At 43.0% G+C, this 18,176-nt stretch carries 15 protein-coding genes and 1 tRNA gene; 8 read left to right on the forward strand and 8 right to left on the reverse strand.

Translation table 11 applies throughout. The features are described 5' to 3' along the window. Positions 1 to 234 precede the first annotated feature (234 nt). From HWQ39_RS32030 to psbZ, 6 genes are all read right to left on the reverse strand, one after another. The gene (locus HWQ39_RS32030) at positions 235 to 1,806 is read right to left on the reverse strand and encodes an alkaline phosphatase (protein ID WP_292853973.1); all 1,572 of its coding nucleotides are present in this window, start codon (positions 1,804 to 1,806) and stop codon (positions 235 to 237) included. A gap of 449 nt (positions 1,807 to 2,255) precedes the next feature. Then, on the reverse strand, positions 2,256 to 3,521 hold the full coding sequence (locus tag HWQ39_RS32035; protein WP_292853974.1) for a glutamate-5-semialdehyde dehydrogenase: 1,266 nt from the start codon (positions 3,519 to 3,521) through the stop codon (positions 2,256 to 2,258). Positions 3,522 to 3,525: 4 nt separating this feature from the next. Next, the gene (locus HWQ39_RS32040) at positions 3,526 to 3,933 is read right to left on the reverse strand and encodes a hypothetical protein (RefSeq protein ID WP_041565838.1); all 408 of its coding nucleotides are present in this window, start codon (positions 3,931 to 3,933) and stop codon (positions 3,526 to 3,528) included. Between the two features lie 817 nt (positions 3,934 to 4,750). Further along, positions 4,751 to 4,822: transfer RNA gene (locus HWQ39_RS32045), tRNA-Gly, on the reverse strand. Positions 4,823 to 4,950: 128 nt separating this feature from the next. Continuing rightward, positions 4,951 to 5,529: a 6,7-dimethyl-8-ribityllumazine synthase gene (gene ribH, locus HWQ39_RS32050; RefSeq protein ID WP_292854029.1), complete on the reverse strand. Its 579-nt coding sequence runs from the start codon at positions 5,527 to 5,529 to the stop codon at positions 4,951 to 4,953. A gap of 188 nt (positions 5,530 to 5,717) precedes the next feature. Next, the gene (gene psbZ, locus HWQ39_RS32055; RefSeq protein WP_292853975.1) at positions 5,718 to 5,906 is read right to left on the reverse strand and encodes a photosystem II reaction center protein PsbZ; all 189 of its coding nucleotides are present in this window, start codon (positions 5,904 to 5,906) and stop codon (positions 5,718 to 5,720) included. Between the two features lie 226 nt (positions 5,907 to 6,132). On the opposite strand from psbZ, the gene HWQ39_RS32060 reads away from it, so the two are divergent. Further along, entirely contained in the window at positions 6,133 to 8,865 is a 2,733-nt protein-coding gene (locus HWQ39_RS32060; RefSeq protein WP_292853976.1) for a CBS domain-containing protein, read from the forward strand. 12 nt (positions 8,866 to 8,877) lie between these two features. On the opposite strand, the gene HWQ39_RS32065 is transcribed toward HWQ39_RS32060, so the two are convergent. Then, positions 8,878 to 9,642 (reverse strand): Uma2 family endonuclease, encoded by a 765-nt coding sequence (locus HWQ39_RS32065; protein WP_292853977.1) that lies wholly within the window; start codon positions 9,640 to 9,642, stop codon positions 8,878 to 8,880. A gap of 448 nt (positions 9,643 to 10,090) precedes the next feature. On the opposite strand from HWQ39_RS32065, the gene HWQ39_RS32070 reads away from it, so the two are divergent. The 7 genes from HWQ39_RS32070 (at position 10,091) to HWQ39_RS32100 (ending at position 15,660) form a co-directional block, all read left to right on the forward strand. Then, positions 10,091 to 10,459 carry an ATP-binding cassette domain-containing protein gene (locus HWQ39_RS32070; RefSeq protein ID WP_292853978.1) on the forward strand — a complete coding sequence of 123 codons (369 nt, stop codon included), beginning with the start codon at positions 10,091 to 10,093 and terminating at the stop codon, positions 10,457 to 10,459. After that, on the forward strand, positions 10,456 to 11,439 hold the full coding sequence (locus HWQ39_RS32075) for an ATP-binding cassette domain-containing protein (protein WP_292853979.1): 984 nt from the start codon (positions 10,456 to 10,458) through the stop codon (positions 11,437 to 11,439). Before HWQ39_RS32070 ends, HWQ39_RS32075 begins: the two co-directional genes overlap by 4 nt. A gap of 24 nt (positions 11,440 to 11,463) precedes the next feature. Continuing rightward, the gene (locus HWQ39_RS32080) at positions 11,464 to 11,670 is read left to right on the forward strand and encodes a hypothetical protein (RefSeq protein ID WP_292853980.1); all 207 of its coding nucleotides are present in this window, start codon (positions 11,464 to 11,466) and stop codon (positions 11,668 to 11,670) included. 218 nt (positions 11,671 to 11,888) lie between these two features. Next, positions 11,889 to 12,215: a DUF6825 family protein gene (locus HWQ39_RS32085; RefSeq protein WP_292853981.1), complete on the forward strand. Its 327-nt coding sequence runs from the start codon at positions 11,889 to 11,891 to the stop codon at positions 12,213 to 12,215. 145 nt (positions 12,216 to 12,360) lie between these two features. After that, the gene (locus tag HWQ39_RS32090) at positions 12,361 to 14,046 is read left to right on the forward strand and encodes an AarF/ABC1/UbiB kinase family protein (RefSeq protein WP_292854030.1); all 1,686 of its coding nucleotides are present in this window, start codon (positions 12,361 to 12,363) and stop codon (positions 14,044 to 14,046) included. Positions 14,047 to 14,063: 17 nt separating this feature from the next. Beyond that, complete coding sequence (locus HWQ39_RS32095) at positions 14,064 to 14,801, forward strand: Stp1/IreP family PP2C-type Ser/Thr phosphatase (RefSeq protein ID WP_292853982.1); 738 nt, start codon at positions 14,064 to 14,066, stop codon at positions 14,799 to 14,801. Between the two features lie 661 nt (positions 14,802 to 15,462). Continuing rightward, on the forward strand, positions 15,463 to 15,660 hold the full coding sequence (locus HWQ39_RS32100; RefSeq protein WP_094348015.1) for an NblA/ycf18 family protein: 198 nt from the start codon (positions 15,463 to 15,465) through the stop codon (positions 15,658 to 15,660). A 455-nt stretch (positions 15,661 to 16,115) separates the two neighbouring features. Here HWQ39_RS32100 and HWQ39_RS32105 read toward each other — a convergent pair whose 3' ends face one another. Then, entirely contained in the window at positions 16,116 to 17,669 is a 1,554-nt protein-coding gene (locus HWQ39_RS32105) for a serine/threonine-protein kinase (RefSeq protein ID WP_292853983.1), read from the reverse strand. Positions 17,670 to 18,176 lie beyond the last annotated feature (507 nt).

Below are 18,176 nucleotides of genomic sequence, written 5' to 3' on the forward strand. Positions count from 1 at the left end.
TGTAGGATATAGTAGGCGATAGCTACTGCCTAAAATAGCGTAACTTCCTTTGAAATTTCCCATATTTTCCGCCTTTTTAAGGCTATTTTAGTTTTGGTAACTTAGATATAATTTCTATCTATATCTAAACACCAGAGAAGTGCTGACACAATAGCATCCGAGTCATATTTCATACTATATTGAAACCCCCCAAATATAATCTGAGGGGTTTGTTTGATTGGTTGTGAGATTTGGTTAATTTAGATGCGCTCCTGGTTGTCCGTTTTGGACTACAAAGGAAGCTAAGGTTTTGACTGTGGCTTTTAAGTCAACGATGCTTGAGACAACGCGGTAGTCAGTTTGCCAGCGTTTTGGAGTCAGGTTGCAGCGGACGTATCCCCGGTAAGCACCATTAAAGAACTTAGTATGAGGATTATTAGGTAGAGCAGCTTGAGATGGAGCGATAAATGAGGTGGGAAAGTCAGAGGTGATTGAAGTTCCGACAAACTCAGTGCCTACAGTTGGTGAGCTTGGATTATTGAAATCAAGCTTCAGGTTGTGTACCCAACTAGAATGGATGTCTCCGCTAATCACCACAGGATTAGAAGGTTGGCGCTGGTTGAGAAAACTCAGGAGCCGATTACGTGCAGCCACGTAGCCATCCCACTGATCCATATTGAAGATGCCTGGCCCTGAACTACTATTAAAATTGTACTGGGCAAACATCACCTGTTGAGCAATCACATTCCAGCGCGATCGCGACTGGTCTAACCCTTTTCGTAGCCACTGCTCTTGTTTTGAGCCGGTCATGGTAGCATTCGTATCAAAAGCTCCGGGGCAACGAGGCTTCAGTCCATCATCACAAGGTTGATTAGTCCGATACTGCCTCGTATCTAGTACATTGAACTCAGCTAAATTACCAAAAGTCAAGCGCCGATAAAGCAGCGCATCTGGGCCTTTGGGCAATGCAGACCGACGTAGGGGCATGTGTTCATAGTAAGCCTGGTAGGCATTAGCTCGCCGTTTTCTAAAAGCCTCTTGGGTTTGATTATCTTCGGGAATTAAGTTGGCGTAGTTATTGTCAACTTCATGGTCATCCCAAGTGACAATCCAGGGAAAAGCCGCATGAGCAGCTTGGAGACTCTGGTCTGTTCTGTACAGAGCGTAACGATTACGGTAGTCTGCAAGAGTAATGATTTCTGGACTATTATGCTGGCGTGGTCCACCGGGTTGTGGCCCGTATTCATAGATGTAGTCACCCAGATGAACTACAAGGTCGAGGTTTTCTTCAGCCAAATGCCGATAAGCCGTATAGTAGCCATTTTGCCAGTCTTGACAGGAGACAAAAGCAAAGTTCAATTGTTGGGTATAACTATAAGATGTCGGTGCTGTGCGAGTCCGTCCAATGGGACTAACTTCGCTACCCACTTTAAATTGATACCAGTACCATCGATTAGGGTCTAGCCCACAGACATCAACGTGGACTGAGTGTGCTAACTCTGGTGTCGCCAGTACTGTTCCTCGCCGCACTACGCGTCTCATATTTTCATCAAGGGCGACTTGCCACTGCACTGGCACATTTACCAGTGGAATTCCACCTCCAGAGAGTGGATTTGGAGCCAGTCGTGTCCAGATAACCACAGCATCCGGCAAAGGATCGCCAGAGGCAACCCCAAGACTGAACGGATAGCCAGAAAACCTTGAGGTAGCCAATACTGGATGCAATTGGCTAGCTACTGTTAACCCCGTTAAGAATCCTGCACCCAACAAAAAATTCCGCCTTCCGCACCGATTTGCTAGCAGGCGTGTACCATCCATAAATTCCATATTCACCCCTTCCCAGATGTAAATACAGTTGGCAAATTTTAGGAGGATCAGTTGCGAAAAGCACAAAAAATGGCTTGATTTAACTTATCTCCTAATTGTTGCTCAACCAAATACAAGGAACCTACCAACCCAGGATCAAGTAGAAATTAAGATTTTGTTAAATTTCAAACCTCACAATCCCAAAGAACTAAAGCTACGCTTTGTTCCCCCTGAGAGTTTGTCTACGGTGTATACACAAGTCCTAAAATATTTGCCTAGTAAAACACAAGGCTTTGTAGACAAGGTTTTGATTGAGCAAACTAATCATTGATAGTATCAGCTTATCGATTACTCATAACGGAAGCTCAAAAATTTTAAAAAATATTACGGATTACGTTAGCGAGTATTCGTACTTCTACAGAGAAGCAAGCTACTCGCACCGGATCGTAGAGAGCGTAATTACGAATTATTTAAAATCTGCCATTTCCCTGAACAATATGCTTAACCGTAGTCAAGGTTTCTAGGCTGATAAATCCCCGCCGATGACCTTTTTGATTAGACATACCGAGAAATACTGAATCTCCCCGCGAGGGGTTGCGGGAAAAACGCGGGGAAGTGTTGATATAGGTAGAGGCACTATTAACTCCCAAAGCAAACTGCCGACTTTCCTGGTAAGATTCAGTAACAATAGAGTCGGCATGACCACTGCTGTGTTGATTAATCCAGGCGATCGCAGTCTCTAAGCTATCCACCAGTTTAAAAGCTACTGTCCTAGTTAAATAAGGATTTCCCCATTCGCCCTCTTTCACCAGTTGTAACTGGGTAAAGCCTTGTACTAGTTCGGCATCGCCTTTAATTTCAAAGCCTTTTTCTATCAAGCTGTTCCACAGAACTGCTAAGGATGATGGCAAGGCTTGACGATGAACTAGTACCTTTTCAATGGCATTGACTTGATCGGGTTCACTTTGATGGCTATCAAGAATCATCCAGCGCACCATTTCTAAGCTGCTATTAGGCGACCAGTAGAGATAACAGTTACCCATCGCTGACTTTAAAACTGGGCAAGTTGACTGTCGTACTACCTGCTGCACCAAGCTAGAACGTCCGTAGGGAATCACCAAATTCACGTACTCATCTTGGGTGACTAAATCCCGAATTGAAGCACCATGTTCGGCTGTGATCAGTTCTACACAACCTGATGGTAGTCCAACTTCGGTGATCGCATTTTGCAATGCCTCAGCGATGGCGGCGTTAGAATGACTAGCTTCAGTACTACCTTTGAGAATTATACTATTGCCAGTTTTAATACAAAAACCCGCTGCGATCGCTCCTAAATCGGGAAAAGCTTCATAAATAAATCCAATCACTCCCAAGGGCATTAACTGGGTGTAACTCTGGGAATCTCCCAGTTGATAATCAGCAGTTCTGACGCGTCGCAGCGGATCTGATAATTCCCCCAACCGTTGTAAAATGTCTACTGTCATCTCTAGCCTTGTGGGAGTCAGCTTTAGCCAGTCCAATATCAACTCTGGCACTGCCATTTCCCGACTGGCTTCTAAATCCAAGGTATTGGCTTCGAGAATGTCGTCAAATGAGCGCTCAAGCGCCTGTGCCATCGCCAATACTGCACGACTCCGGTCTGCCCCCTTTGTGATCCCCAACTTTAGGGAAGCATGATAGGCTCGTTGGGCACTAGTAATCGGTTCGGGGTGATCATCCAAAACTTCAACAGTCATTGAGTTAACGTCTGTAGGTAAGCCAGACCATTAGTGCTGGTAGGATAGCCAATAGCACCGCCACCATTGCCCAAGCAATAATGCTGGAACCATTTGCCAATCGCAGTGCTAATGGTAGCCATATAATCACTAGCACGAAAATAATGCCGAGCGCTATAGGCAGATAGCTTTCTCCCAAGCGGGGATGGACAACATGCCAACTATTTCCCATCCACCGCCAAGCCCGTTTGTAGGGATATGTGGTAGAAAGTTGTTCTAGGACATGACCATTATCTTCTACAACAAAGATTTGCTGACAGCGATCGCAACCAAATGCTTCTGTCAGCGTAATCGGAATTAACTGACCCCGACGACGGCAGGGACAGGGGTATTCAGCATTGAAATCGATTTTTTCGGGTTTTTGAGATTGCACAAGCGTTCTAATAACTTGAGCGTGTTTTACACGAACTGGGAGAATATAGTAACTTGGTAAATGCCTAATAAGGCTTCTCTGTTGATATACATAGACTGCCTTGCAAACATCGCCATGAGCGCAAACAGTAGATGCCCTTAAATCTAAGTATCGTAATTATCACATAACTACGGAGTCATCTGTTTGTAGTTTTCTCCGTAGCTAGCAATCTTGTTTAAAAAGTTCCTTCTCTTCATCTGTCGCTTTCAAGGTAATGTAGTTGCATTTTTGGGCATTTATTATGTATGCTGACACACCTGGTACAATTTTAAGCTTACGATGGCGACCACTCCGAAAACAAGTCGTTTGGGAGGGCTACGCTCATAAACAATAGACAACAACAAACCCTACAAAACGAATTGATAACACCTATAAAGATTCTAGCCAAGCTAATGCATATCTAGATTAGTCTAAAGCTGGGTTTTATATTTCTTAGTAAGTGGTAAGTAAGTCGGCGTAAAGAATTATCGTTGGGATAAGGCAGGGAGAGAGAGGGTTTGAGCCTTATTTACTTTTCTTTACACAGTTGGGTTGTATTGTGCCGACTTACTTAATACCAATTTGAACAATGATTGCCACAGATGGAATCCTCAGAGTAATTACCAGTAACACTCAACTGACTTGCTCTGAGCAGATCGACAGGCTCACTATGACACCTTTTCGACGAGCTAACGCTCACACCAAAGTCCAAAATCCAAGCGAGAATTGAGAAACACTTCAATGCACCCTGAAAACACTAAACCTCCTGGAGTTTTTGACTCTAAGAGGTTTACTTGGAAGCGGGTAACGCGATTCGAACGCGCGACATTCACCTTGGCAAGGTGACGCTCTACCACTGAGCTATACCCGCAATCTATTGCCAAATATCAATATCTCAGATTTCTTTCTAATTGTCAACCCCTTAATTTAGTCATTGGTCATTAGTCATTGGTCATTGGTGAACAACAAAGGACAAAGGACAAATGACTAATGACGAACCTAGCCCAGTTCTTCTGACTCCACCGTTAAATTGCCGACGCTGGCACTTTGAAAAGAAGCTGGCAAAGACTGGCTATTTCGAGAATATGGCTCTTCTAAGTTAGAACGCAGTTGCCGCATAAGGCTGGCCATTTCTAGAGCATTCAGGGCGTAATCCCAACCATGATTACCTTTGATGCCTGCCCGTTCTAAGGCTTGCTGCATAGTATCTACTGTCAAAATGCCAAAAATTACTGGCACTCCGGTTTGAAAGCTAGCGGCGGCAATGCCTTTAGAAACTTCGGCGGATACGTAATCAAAATGGGGTGTTTGCCCTCGAATGACTGCACCTAGACAAATTACAGCATCATAACGATGAGAAAGCGCTAGTTGGCGGGCTACTAAAGGTACCTCAAAACTTCCCGGAACCCAAACATAGTCCACCTGATTACCGTGGGGGTTAGGATCTACACCGTGGCGTTTCAAGCAATCTTGACATCCCTCTAGCAGCTTTCCGGTAACAAGATCATTGAATCTACCAATCACCACTGCAAACCGCAAAGGCTCCGTTTGGGTAAAAGTTCCCTCGAAAACTGCCATGACTGCCTCTTTATCAACTATACTTTTGGTCAATATACATTTCTTATTTAAATGTAGAGGAGCAGGAAAGCATGGTTAGAAAAAAGGAAATCGGAAAAATTTCTCCTTTTTTCCTTTGGTCTTTGACCTTGGCTTTTCTGCCCCTCTAGTTCTTATATTAAGTGCCTACCCCAGAGCGAAGCCGTCGCCTACACGACAAAAAAGTTTAACAAACCAACTAAAAATACCAAACCAAACCAGACACCAGAACCAACCCAGAGTAGTTTTTTAGATTCAACCCAATTTTGGGGGGTGGCGTAAGCAACAGGGACGCCAACAACCAGAACAAAAGACAATAGAACTAGACCTATCAAGGCAAATTGGAATATTATGGTCATTTTTGCTTCTCCCAATACAGCTAAATACTAAGGATAGAATATCCTTAAAGGGCGACACTGCCACTTTCTTATTATTTTTAAGCTAACAGAAATTGCAACATTTTAGTCATTTGTCTTTCAAGGTCTGATGCCTGCGATGAATTGCGCCAACGGGTACGCGAGTGTCGGAAGCCTCTACTCAGACTTTTCTCTTTGTCTAAGTACCGATGACCAATGACTCTTAACTATGGATTTAATTCTTTGTCACACAACAGCAGATTTTGACGCGCTAGGAGCGGCGGTAGGGTTAACACGCCTACTACCGGGCAGTAAGATTGTGTTGACTGGCGGTTCTCACCCTCGGGTACGGGATTTTTTAGCATTGCATCGGGATGAATATCCGCTGATTGAACGCCGTTCGGTGAATTCCGAAAAAATCCGTTCTCTGATTGTGGTGGATACACAACAGCGCGATCGCTTGGGTAAGGCTGCTGAGTGGTTAGATTCACCCAATCTGAGAGAGATTATAGTTTATGACCATCACTTAGGACAAGAATCAGATATTCCCGCCACGCGATCGCATATTTTTTCAGTCGGAGCAACCACAACTCTAATTGTGGAGCAATTGCAACAACAGCATATTTCTCTGACTTCTGCCGAAGCAACAGTGATGGCTTTGGGTATCCACGTTGACACTGGCTCCTTGACCTTTGACCAGTCCACACCACGGGATGCCTTAGCTTTGGCTTGGTTGATGCAACAAGGTGCTAGTTTGTCGGTAATTTTTACCTACCGTGACCCTGGATTGTCTTTGCAATTGCAGCAGCTATTAACTGAGGCGCTGGAAAATTTAGAATATCTTTGCCTACGCGGATATACGCTTGCTTGGGTAACTATAAGAACTAAAAATTTTGTGCCTGGATTATCGAGTCTGGCATCAGAACTTGTGGAATTAACCGAAATTGATGCTCTACTGTTGGTTAATGAGTATTCTTTGGGTGAAAGTGATTCACGTTTAACAGTAATTGGGCGATCGCAAATTCCCAAAACGAATCTTAACCTCTTATTCCAACTTCTAGGTGGCGGTGGTCATTCACAAGCCGCATCACTAAATCTAAGAGGGGTGGATTCACAAGCAATATTAAAACAACTCCTTGACGGGATAAAAGCGCAAATTCCCCATCTCCCCACAGCGAGGGATTTGATGTCTTCTCCTGTCCGCACTATTTTACCTGAAACCACAATTGCCGAAGCCCAGCGCATTTTATTACGCTATGGACACTCTGGTTTATCTGTAATTGATACTCAAGAGCAACTAGTAGGTATGATTTCTCGGCGGGATATTGATATCGCCTTGCACCACGGGTTTAGTCATGCACCAGTTAAGGGCTACATGACCAGAAATCTTAAAACGATTACACCAGATACGACACTACCACAAATTGAGTCGCTGATGGTGACTTATGATATCGGGCGCTTACCAGTATTGAAAAATGAGCAGTTAGTTGGTATTGTCACCCGTACTGATGTCTTGCGGGAATTACATCAAAACAATTGTGTTAGCGTTAGCAAGGCGTTGAGCCAGTTTCGAGTGCTGAGTCTTGAGTCTCAATTATTACTTACAAACCAGGGCTTAGGACTCAGTGGGGAGTTACAGAATAAACTTGCTCTTCCATTGTGGCAATTACTTACCACGGCTTCGCAGGAGGCAGAAAAACGGGGTTGGCATCTTTATCTAGTAGGCGGTGCGGTGCGGGATTTGCTATTAGCCCAAGCAGCAGGCAGCTTGATGATTAAAGATATTGACCTTGTAGTTGATGGCTTTCACAAATCAGCAGATGTTGGTGCGGGTGTGGAACTAGCAAAAGCACTGCAACAACTTTACCCTACGGCTCGCTTAGAAATCCACGGGGCTTTTCAAACTGCTGCTTTGTTGTGGCACAAAGACCCGAAATTAGATTCTTTATGGGTAGATATTGCCACCGCTAGAACGGAATTTTATCCTTATCCAGCAGCAAATCCAGAAGTTGAAGCGAGTTCCATTCGTCAAGACTTGTATCGTCGAGATTTTACCATCAATGCGATCGCCTTACGGCTGACAAATCCCCGTGCTGGTGAGTTACTTGATTTCTTCGGTGGTTTACTTGATTTACAAGCTAAACAAATTCGGGTTTTACACGCCAACAGCTTTATCGAAGACCCTACCCGGATTTATCGTGGTGTGCGCTTTGCAGTGCGCTTCGGATTTGAGATTGAACCGCAAACTGAAGAGTTTATCCGCTATGCCATCAACAGCGGTGTTTACGATCGCACTGCTCAAGAGAATAGCAGAACTCCAGCCCTGCAAACTAGACTGAAAACAGAATTAAAACACATCCTAGAAGCCTCCTACTGGAAATCAGCTTTGCAGTTACTCGATAACTTAGGGGCATTGCAATGCATCCATCCTACCCTGAAGCTAGATGTGGAAGTCCTACGACAATTACATTTCCTAGAACGATGTTTGCGGCGATTTGACCCGCAACCAACCCTCATCCATTGGGAAATGCGTTTAGAGGCGTTAATCGCCCATCTAGCACCACAATATCGAGCGAAAGTTGCAAAGAATCTACAGATGCAAGAAGATAGCATTAAACGCTTGCAAAACTTGGCTTTTGCCCAAACTGAGGTGATGGAATCTTTGCCTAAGTGTCAAAGTCCCAGTCGAGTAGTACAGTTGTTGCGACAGTACAATTTACCAATGCTGATTTTAATCGCTTTGCAAAGTCCGCGATCGCTTAGACATCAGATTTGGGAATATTTAACTGTTTGGGCTAATGTGCAGCCACTACTGAATGGCAATGATTTAAAGAAACTTGGTTACAAACCAGGGCCTCAATATCGGCAAATATTAGATAATATGCTTGCTGCCACCTTGGATGGAGTAATTAAACATAAGACTGAAGCTGAGGAGTTTTTAGCGCAACACTATCCTAAATGAAATAGCTATGCTCTAAATTGTATCTGGATCGATATTTAACTCCCGGAGTTTTGCTGCTAAACGTTCTGCCTTTTGTTCGGCTTGTTCTACCTTTTGTTGTGCTTGTTCTGCTTTTTGTTCGGCTTGTTCTGCTTTTTTTTGTGCCTGTTCTGCCTTTTGTTGTATCTGATCTGCCGTTTCTTCCGGTGTTGGTACTAATTGCCCATCTCGTGTAAAAAACCGCAATAAACCTTCATAAACTCCCAAATATAACCCTAGCTGATGACTCCATAAATATCCTTGTTCACTTGGTTGTAAAGGTTGATATTCTCCATCTACTAAATGAAATCCCGCAAATTCTTGTGTGTAAGGGTCGAACCAAAAATAATCGGGTGTGCGGAAGGTATCTTGATAGATTTTTTTCTTTAAATTTTTGTCAGTATTCGCTGTTGAGTCAGACAAAATTTCCAGAATTACATTCGGATATTTGCCATCTTCTTCCCAGACTACCCAACTTTTACGGGTTTTACGTTCACATCCCAGCACTACAAAAAAGTCTGGCCCCCGGAAGTGTTCTGATTTGCGTTGGCGTGGACTATAGTAAATAGTCAGATTTCCCGCCGCATAGAAATCATTTCTATCTCGCCACAACCATTTTAGGCATTTGAGTAAGAGCATGATTTGCTCTAGATAAAGTTCGCTTTCCAAGGGAGGCTCATCGCTATATAAATCACCAGGAGGGAATATAACATCTTGACAGATGCCTTCTTGAGAATCTAATTCTTGAGCAATAGTCATAGAATGGATACGGCATCAAGTAGTTATGGATTGATTTTAGCAGTGTTATGGTTGGCGATCGCATCCTACCGCAGAGGCGTAGAAGGCACAGAGAAGAAAAACGCGTAGACACTTTGCGGCTTGTCGTCAGACATCGCATCCTCACTTTCCGAAATTCTTTGGTGCTACACTGTATTTAATATCAAACCTCATCACAACTCCAATGAGAGAGCAGAAATGAAGTAATACCAAACACCTGTTGCGCCAAAGCAACAAATGTCAACGAAGAATAAACGCAACTAGTTTGACAGGGTTACTTCACATAGTCGTGGACTAAAAATATTGTCATCACTCCTATCTACATTGAACCGCTTGGTAAGTGTCTGCGGCTAAGTTTGTTTTGTGTCTAATCTACCCGTAATTGTTATGAATACGCGGGTGGAAGTTTGGGAATTGAGGTTTGAGAATAATGCCGAAAAAATCAATATTATTAGCTGAGAATTTAGCCTACGAACTCAGCTTGGACAAAACTTTGTTTCAAAAAATTCAGGTGAGTATCGAAGCAGGCGATCGCATCGCTTTAGTAGGTCGCAATGGTGTAGGAAAATCAACCATACTCAAGATACTTGCAAGTCAAATTAGTCCCAGCGCTGGTTCAGTTTTACGTAATGGGGTTGTCTACTATTTGCCACAAATCAGCACTACTAAACAACAAATTACAGTAGATACAATACTTAATCTTTTGATTTCAACCTCTGATGAATGGTGGAAAATTGAGGATATTTTGCAAACCAATTTGATACAAATATTGATTTCTCTCTACCAATTACTAACTTGAGTGGAGGAGAACTCACAAAACTATTTTTAGCGATCGGTTTAGCTCAAGAACCAAATTTGCTGTTGCTGGATGAGCCAACCAACCACATGGATTTGCAAGCGTTAGAAAGTTTAAGACAATTTCTTCAAAATTTCACTGGCGCGTTTGTGATTGTCTCGCACAAGCCTTTTTTCTTAGACCAAGTAACACAAGTTACCTGGGAACTTACACCTGTTGGAATAAAGGTATATGGAGGCAATTTTTCTCAGTATCGAGAACAGAAAAAAATCGAGTTAGAAGCAGCATTCCGATCGCACGAAGCCGCCAGAAAGGAACTCAAACGTACTCAAGCCATAGCGATGCAAGAACAGCAACGCGCAGCCCAATCTAGTCGCAACGGTCGCGCCAAGTTTCTGAATGCTAGTATTGATAGAATGGCAGCAGGACTGATTAAAACCAAAGCTGAGGTGTCTACCGGAACTGCGAAAAAGAAACATGAAGCAGCAGTAGCAAAGGCTAATCAAAAAATTGCAGAGACGAAGGTCAAAACTACCAAAGTAACGAGTATTCAGCTAGAAGAAAAAAATCAAAAGCGCCGAAATCTCATTAATATCCAGGGTGCAAATCTTAGAATATCAGAACGTCTGTTGATTCAAAATATTCAATTGCATATATCATCTGGCGATCGCATAGCCATTATCGGCGCAAACGGTTCTGGTAAATCGAGTCTGGTAAAAGCAATTTTGGGGATGGAAAACCAAACCGCAGTTTTTGACTCAGGTGAATTTTTACTTGCACCAGCGATAAAAGCTGTATATCTCGATCAAACCTACGAATTGGTAAATCGCCAATACACACTTTTGGAAAATATGCAAGCTGCCAATCCTCATCTCAGCTATCAGCTTTTGCGTCAACAACTAGGACACTTTCTGTTTAAATATGATGACGTTCACAAAAGCGCCTCTGTATTGAGTGGGGGTGAATTGGCAAGATTAGCGTAGGCGTAGCCCGCCGCAGGCATCGCTATGATCAGTATCTCAGAAATCGATCTGCTGATTCTCGATGAGCCAACTAATAACCTGGATATTGAAACTGTTGAACAAATGGTAGTAGGTATCAATGACTATCAAGGGGCACTTTGGGTAATTTCCCACGATCTAGACTTCCTCAGCCGAACTAACATTACTCAAAGTTTTAAGTTGAGACAGCAAGCCTTGCAAATGACAACTTAATTTACCCAATACACCAGAGCAATATTATCGAGAATTACTCGAAATCTCTGAGCCAAGATCGTTGTAGCTCTTGCTTACATGTCTGTAAACTTTGCAAATTCTATTCACTAAGGCTGAAAGTTGCCCATCCTGCCACGTAAATTTCTAGCTCAACAACAGAAGCCGTAAAACATACAGGCAAGTTATAATTCTCTTGCGGTGCAACGTAACAAAAATTTATGAGTAATCCCCTTGTGCAAGCCTTTTTCGTAGGCAGAGCGGTAGCTGAAGTAGTTAATGAGCGTTTAGAGGTCGCCTTGACCGATGCTTTGAGCGATCTGGGCAAATTTGATGCAGAAGCTAGAGAGCAGCTGCGCCAGTTTACAGAAGAAGTCCTAGAGCGGGCAAATCGGGCAACAGAATCAGCTAATGCTGGTCAAGCTACCCCCAGTACTGGGCAAGCCAGTTCTGATTCCGGTGACTTGCAAGCAGATATTGACGAATTAAGAGCAGAAATTGCCCTCTTACGAACAGAATTGCAACATTATCGCCGAACTTCTGCATAAATTTTAGTCATTAGTCATTGGTCATTAGTCAAAAATTATGCACAAATGACAAATGACAAAGGACACTTAAGAAAAAAACAGTTTAGGAATCAGAGTGTCTGTTCTTCCAAGTGATTCGGTCGCAAACCAACGGTACACAAAGTATATGGAACAAGGTTATTCAGATAAAGCATACCGTTGGAATCGGGAAAAATACTCTAGCAGACGGCGTTTTGTGGACATTTGGTCTTTTGTCTTGACCTTATTGTTCAAACTTTGGCTATATAACAAATCTTGGAGTTATCCGGGTGGTGTGACTGAGGCAAAGCAAGCTACAAGGCGCAAAAGCCAAGCAGTCTGGATTCGCAATACCCTACTGGATTTAGGGCCAACCTTTATCAAAGTTGGGCAATTGTTTTCTACCCGTGCTGATATATTCCCCGGTGAATATGTAGAAGAACTGGCCAAGTTACAAGACAAAGTACCGGCATTTAGCTATGAGCAAGTAGAAGCGACCATTGAGAAAGAATTAGGCAAAAAAATTCCTGAACTTTTCCATAATTTTGAACCGATTCCTTTAGCTGCTGCTAGCTTGGGGCAAGTACACAAAGCTGTGCTACATACTGGAGAATCGGTTGTTGTCAAGGTGCAACGTCCTGGACTAAAGAAGTTATTTGAAATAGATTTACAAATTCTCAAGGGAATTACTCGCTACTTTCAGAACCATCCAAAATGGGGACGGGGACGAGATTGGTTGGGTATTTACGAAGAATGTTGCCGCATTCTTTGGGAAGAAATTGATTATCTTAACGAAGGTCGTAACGCCGATACTTTCCGCCGGAACTTTCGCGGCTACGATTGGGTGAACGTCCCCAGAATATATTGGCGTTACGCCACTTCTAGAGTGCTGACTTTAGAATATCTCCCTGGAATTAAAATTAGCCAATACGAAGCTTTAGAAGCAGCAGGTTTGGATCGAAAGGCGATCGCTCGTCAAGGCGCTCAAGCCTACTTACTACAATTACTCAATAGTGGCTTTTTCCACGCCGATCCTCACCCAGGCAATATTGCCGTTAGTGCAAACGGTGCTTTGATATTCTACGATTTCGGGATGATGGGGCGGATTAAGTCCAACGTCCGCGAAGGACTAATGCAAACACTGTTTGGCATTGCTCAAAAAGATGGCGATCGCGTTGTCCAGTCTCTCATCGATTTAGGTGCGATCGCCCCAACGGATGATATGGGCCCAGTACGGCGTTCCGTACAGTACATGCTCGATCATTTTATGGATAAGCCCTTTGAGAACCAATCAGTCGCAGCAATCAGTGACGACCTTTACGAAATAGCTTATAATCAGCCATTTAGATTTCCAGCAACTTTCACTTTTGTGATGCGAGCCTTTTCTACCCTAGAAGGGGTAGGCAAAGGCTTAGATCCAGAATTTAACTTTATGGAAGTTGCCAAACCATATGCAATGCAACTTATGACCGATATGAATGGTTCTGAGGGAAATAGCTTTCTTAACGAATTAAGTCGCCAAGCAGCTCAGGTAAGTAGTACCGCCTTTGGTCTACCACGTAGATTAGAGGATACACTAGAAAAGCTAGAGCAGGGAGACATGCGCTTGCGCGTTCGGTCTATAGAAACTGAACGCCTGCTGCGACGACAGAGCAGTATTCAGCTCTCAATCAGCTATGCTCTGTTGATCAGCGGTTTCACGCTTTCAGCTACTATCCTAGTGGTTAAGGATTATGTATGGCTGGCACTGCTGCCTGGTTTAATTGCAGCAGGGCTTTCAGTGATCCTGATCCGACTACTTTCACGCCTCGACCGTTACGATCGTATGTATTAATTGTTGCAGCAAAATTTATGAAACTTAATTTCACGGGTTTTAGCGATCCGGGACTTATTCGTTCTAATAATCAGGATGCTTACTATATTGACCCAGAAGGGCGGTTTTTTATTGTCGCCGATGGCATGGGTGGTCATGCAGGAGGTGAAGAAGCAAGTCGGATTGCCGCTGAAGAAATTCAGGCTTATTTAGTCGCCAATTGGGAATCTTCTAAATCTTCTCAAGAACTGCTAGAACAAGCTTTGTGGGGTGCTAATGAAGCGATTTTACAAGATCAGCAAAGCAATCCCGAACGTGGCGATATGGGTACAACGGTTGTAGCGGTGATTTTTCGTGCCCCAGAGTCCCCCTGGTGCGCTCATGTTGGCGATTCCCGGCTGTATCGCTTCCGAGAGTTGCAATTAGAACAGGTAACAGAAGACCACACTTGGGTCGCACGAGCCATCAAAATCGGTGACATCACCTTTGAAGAAGCGCGATCGCATCCTTTTCGTCATGTATTATCTCGCTGTTTAGGGCGTGAAGACTTGCATCAAATTGATGTGCAACCATTAGATGTAAAAGTTGGCGATCGCTTGCTCTTATGTAGTGATGGTCTTACAGAAGAACTTGTCGAAGAAAAGATTGCTAGCTGCCTCCAAGACACTCCTTGGCTTGATAAAGCCGCCATCTCTCTAATTGAGGCTGCCAAAGACCACGGAGGGCACGATAACATCACAGTTGTCATCCTCTCACTCGAAGAAAATAGTCATTAGTCATTGGTCATTGCTCATTTGTTATTTTCCAAAACAAAGAACAACTGAAAAATGATTAATCCGGTAAATATACTCAGTAATTTGTTCAGCGTGAGCATTTTTCCTTTTTACAATTTGATACAAATATTTTTAGCCTCCAAAATCACCTAATGAGGCTAGATTTGCATAAATTGGTGAATTGACATCTTGCACGTAATAAGGTAGAGCGATTATAATTCACGCTTATTACCATTCATTTCCCAACCTCCTTAAAATTCCTGCCCTCTAAAGCTTCCCCTATAGTGGAGCAGACAGCATCTTAGGTTTTTTAAGCAAAAACACCAAGACGCTTAAGGGTAGCATCTAATATTCCCCTCAAAGGAGAGTTAGATCGAGCAATAGTGAGTTAAGGAGGTAGTTATACTTATCTGAGACTAAATAGAGCCTATTTTCCGGAATATGGTTCGGTTGACTTGGGTGGTATATCAGTAGGATTAGGTGCAAGATATCAAATCAGAAAAATTCCACATTTAGGATGTAGGCAATCTGTCAAACAGTTGTTATCTTTCTTAATACGGAGGAACAAATATTGGACAGATATCAGTCCAATTCTTATCCCATTTGGACTTCTGTGAGCGATATCACCTTTACACGTTTACACGTTGTTTTTTCGGAGTTAATTATGAATCAACCAATGAAACTATCCTTGGAACAGCAATTCAGCATCTGCTCATTTTCCACTCAGGTGCAAAACATGAGCCACGAGCAAGCTAAAGACTTTTTAGTAAAGCTGTATGAGCAAATGGTCGTGCGTGAGGCAACCTATCAAGAACTTCTGAAGCATCAGTGGGGCTTAGATTCCGGTTCCACTATGGCATAGAATCTTTCTGATGTCGCAGTGGGCGACCTCCTTCTCTTGCTTGGTTCCAAGGAGGAAAAGAGCTGGGGATGTCGGGGCGTCAACTTCGATAAGTAACTCCACAAGAAGGACGCAAAATTTCAATTCACAAAACTAACGAACAACTAGTAAACATTGTCTACGGTATATTTGCTGGAGTCTAGACTTAACTTTAGCATTGTAGGCTAAATTTGTTGTTTGCTTTAGCCAAACTCCTTTTTGTTTTGTCTAGTCTGAGAACCACACCTGCGTAAATTTACAATTTCCTGGAATATCCACACAAGAAGATTCAGAGAGAACTTAGATAGCACTGCTTGAGCAGCTACCAATTTCACTCTTTATACATATAACTAGAACTTACATCTTTATATATACTTTGTTTATAAAAGTTTACATTTCGGTAGTGAACAGCCCTTAGTAACATTAAAAAATTATTCCTAGCTGCAAAGATCGTATGGGGAATCTGTGTCAATACTTTCCAGTTTTGTGATAATTTGAGGCTTAATTTTTTCGTACTCACTTTTTAGTAAACTTTTACTGATTTGCGGGTCGGCAGAAGACACCAGCGTGTTACTCATTGCGACCCACTCTTGCAGCCGTTGGCGCTGGGCAGAAGCGACGCTGGAAAGTAAGATATGGGTACAGCGATTTGGTGTTTCTCGTGCAAAGAATAACAAGCGGTAGTAACCCGTGTGCTGTAGTAACCGGACAATTTCTTGACCAAGACTGCTTTTGAGATCGAGGTAATAAGGCAACCATTTAGCGCCATGCTTACGGTTGTAGATGACAGTAATCCATAGCAGCATGGGATGGGGAATAGAGATGAACAGAAATTGGTTATAGCGGGTACAGAGTAAGCGTTTTTGAATTTCCTCCTGCGGTAGCATCACCCATAAAGCTGGTAAAGCCTCTCCACTGATATGAATGGCCTGGGGAAAGACAATATCGGCAATTGGTTTATTGGGGGGCCAGGAAATGGCACGAGAGATTTCATCGTTTGACCAGGATACCCGCAAATCGGCTTTTGTCTTTTGTTCAAGCTCAGGACTAACTATAGTAGTAGGAACTAGGGCATAGCCGTCTTGTTTAACTTTGCGTGTATGCTCAGGCTTTTCTAGAGATGCTAGAACTTTGAGGATTTCATTGATACTTTGGGGGCGATCGCGTGCTACCTTAGCGAGACAGCTCATCACTAAATTTTCGAGTTCTCTTGGTAGTTCTAATCCAGGCGCGACCTCAGCAAAAGAACGTGGTTTTTGATAGTGATGTGTTTTATACCATGCTCCAAAAGAGTGAGTTGGTGCCACCAGTGGCATTTTGCCTGTGAGCATCTCAAACATCATGACGCCCAAACTATAAATATCAGCACGGTTGTCTAACTCCTTACCCTCCATTTGTTCGGGAGAAGAATAAGCCAATGTCCCCAAATAGAATTTTGTATGGTCGCCATCGGACTGTAATAATTTAGCAATGCCAAAATCTAGAACCTTGACCAATTCCCCGAAACTGGGATCTTGAATCACCAGCATATTACTTGGCTTGACATCGCGATGGATAATTGGGCAAATATTACCCTCAACCGGGATACCATCATGCGCGCACTGTAATCCCAGGCTGATTTGACGCGCCATGCTCAGGAATCTTGCTAAAGGCAGTCGTTCCTTGCGAATAATATTGTTTAGGCTTTGTCCTTGTAAGTATTCCATGACGTAAAACGGGGTATTATTGTCATCTACGCCATAGTCCATAACTCGGACAATATGGATGCTTTTTTGCCCTAGTAAAGCACAGGTTTTTGCTTCTCGCTCAAAGCGGTCTTGCAATCGCATCTTTTCATTTTGGATTGATAAAGCGAGAAACTTAACTGCAACGGGTACACCTCCCAATAAAGTATCTTTAGCACGATAAACCCGACCCATTGCTCCAGTACCGATTAACTCCTGGAGTTGGTAGCGTTTGCTGAGTAAGCGACCAATGTTAGGGTCTGACATAGAAAATTCGACTCCAAAAGCAGGTTGTAAGTGTTTGGGAGGAAAAGTGCATTCAAACTGATATCTGAATTATTGTGTCCATAAATGACTTTCTAGGCTCGTACTGCAAGGCAGAAGTCGGAGAGCAAAGAGCTTATAGGATAAGCTTTTGTGCGATTTCCAATCGTCGCTTTATTTAGGCAGTGCTGTACTAGCTTTTTAAATCCCCTAAAAGAGGATTTGAACCACGCTCTACCAGTTTGGAACCAAGATGGTTATCACAACTGGTGCAAGAGACTAAATCAAACAAGCAGAAAGGGTATATTTCTAATGACGCTTTGTACCATTTGCACTTTAATTGTGATGTAATTTTAGTTTGCCCAATTTTGACGAAATAGATAACTCTAGGATCTAGCAAAAACCTGAGTTAGGGAGTACTGCGCTTACCACAAAGTTCTGATAACTGAGTCGTGAGTGCAAATTTTTGAATATCAATAAAGCCTAAACGTTATTTAAGTAAGAATTTCT

Origin of the sequence: Nostoc sp. NMS8, from assembly GCF_017115045.1 — a bacterium.
Lineage (GTDB): Bacteria > Cyanobacteriota > Cyanobacteriia > Cyanobacteriales > Nostocaceae > Nostoc.

Coding starts and splice junctions, on each gene's coding strand:
- HWQ39_RS32030 (WP_292853973.1), bottom strand. CDS start 1,806: ATGGAATTTATGGATGGTACACGCCTGCTAGCAAATCGGTGCGGAAGG.
- HWQ39_RS32035 (WP_292853974.1), bottom strand. CDS start 3,521: ATGACTGTTGAAGTTTTGGATGATCACCCCGAACCGATTACTAGTGCC.
- ribH (WP_292854029.1), bottom strand. CDS start 5,529: ATGGCAGTTTTCGAGGGAACTTTTACCCAAACGGAGCCTTTGCGGTTT.
- psbZ (WP_292853975.1), bottom strand. CDS start 5,906: ATGACCATAATATTCCAATTTGCCTTGATAGGTCTAGTTCTATTGTCT.
- HWQ39_RS32060 (WP_292853976.1), top strand. CDS start 6,133: ATGGATTTAATTCTTTGTCACACAACAGCAGATTTTGACGCGCTAGGA.
- HWQ39_RS32065 (WP_292853977.1), bottom strand. CDS start 9,642: ATGACTATTGCTCAAGAATTAGATTCTCAAGAAGGCATCTGTCAAGAT.
- HWQ39_RS32070 (WP_292853978.1), top strand. CDS start 10,091: ATGCCGAAAAAATCAATATTATTAGCTGAGAATTTAGCCTACGAACTC.
- HWQ39_RS32080 (WP_292853980.1), top strand. CDS start 11,464: ATGATCAGTATCTCAGAAATCGATCTGCTGATTCTCGATGAGCCAACT.
- HWQ39_RS32085 (WP_292853981.1), top strand. CDS start 11,889: ATGAGTAATCCCCTTGTGCAAGCCTTTTTCGTAGGCAGAGCGGTAGCT.
- HWQ39_RS32090 (WP_292854030.1), top strand. CDS start 12,361: ATGGAACAAGGTTATTCAGATAAAGCATACCGTTGGAATCGGGAAAAA.
- HWQ39_RS32095 (WP_292853982.1), top strand. CDS start 14,064: ATGAAACTTAATTTCACGGGTTTTAGCGATCCGGGACTTATTCGTTCT.
- HWQ39_RS32100 (WP_094348015.1), top strand. CDS start 15,463: ATGAATCAACCAATGAAACTATCCTTGGAACAGCAATTCAGCATCTGC.
- HWQ39_RS32105 (WP_292853983.1), bottom strand. CDS start 17,669: ATGTCAGACCCTAACATTGGTCGCTTACTCAGCAAACGCTACCAACTC.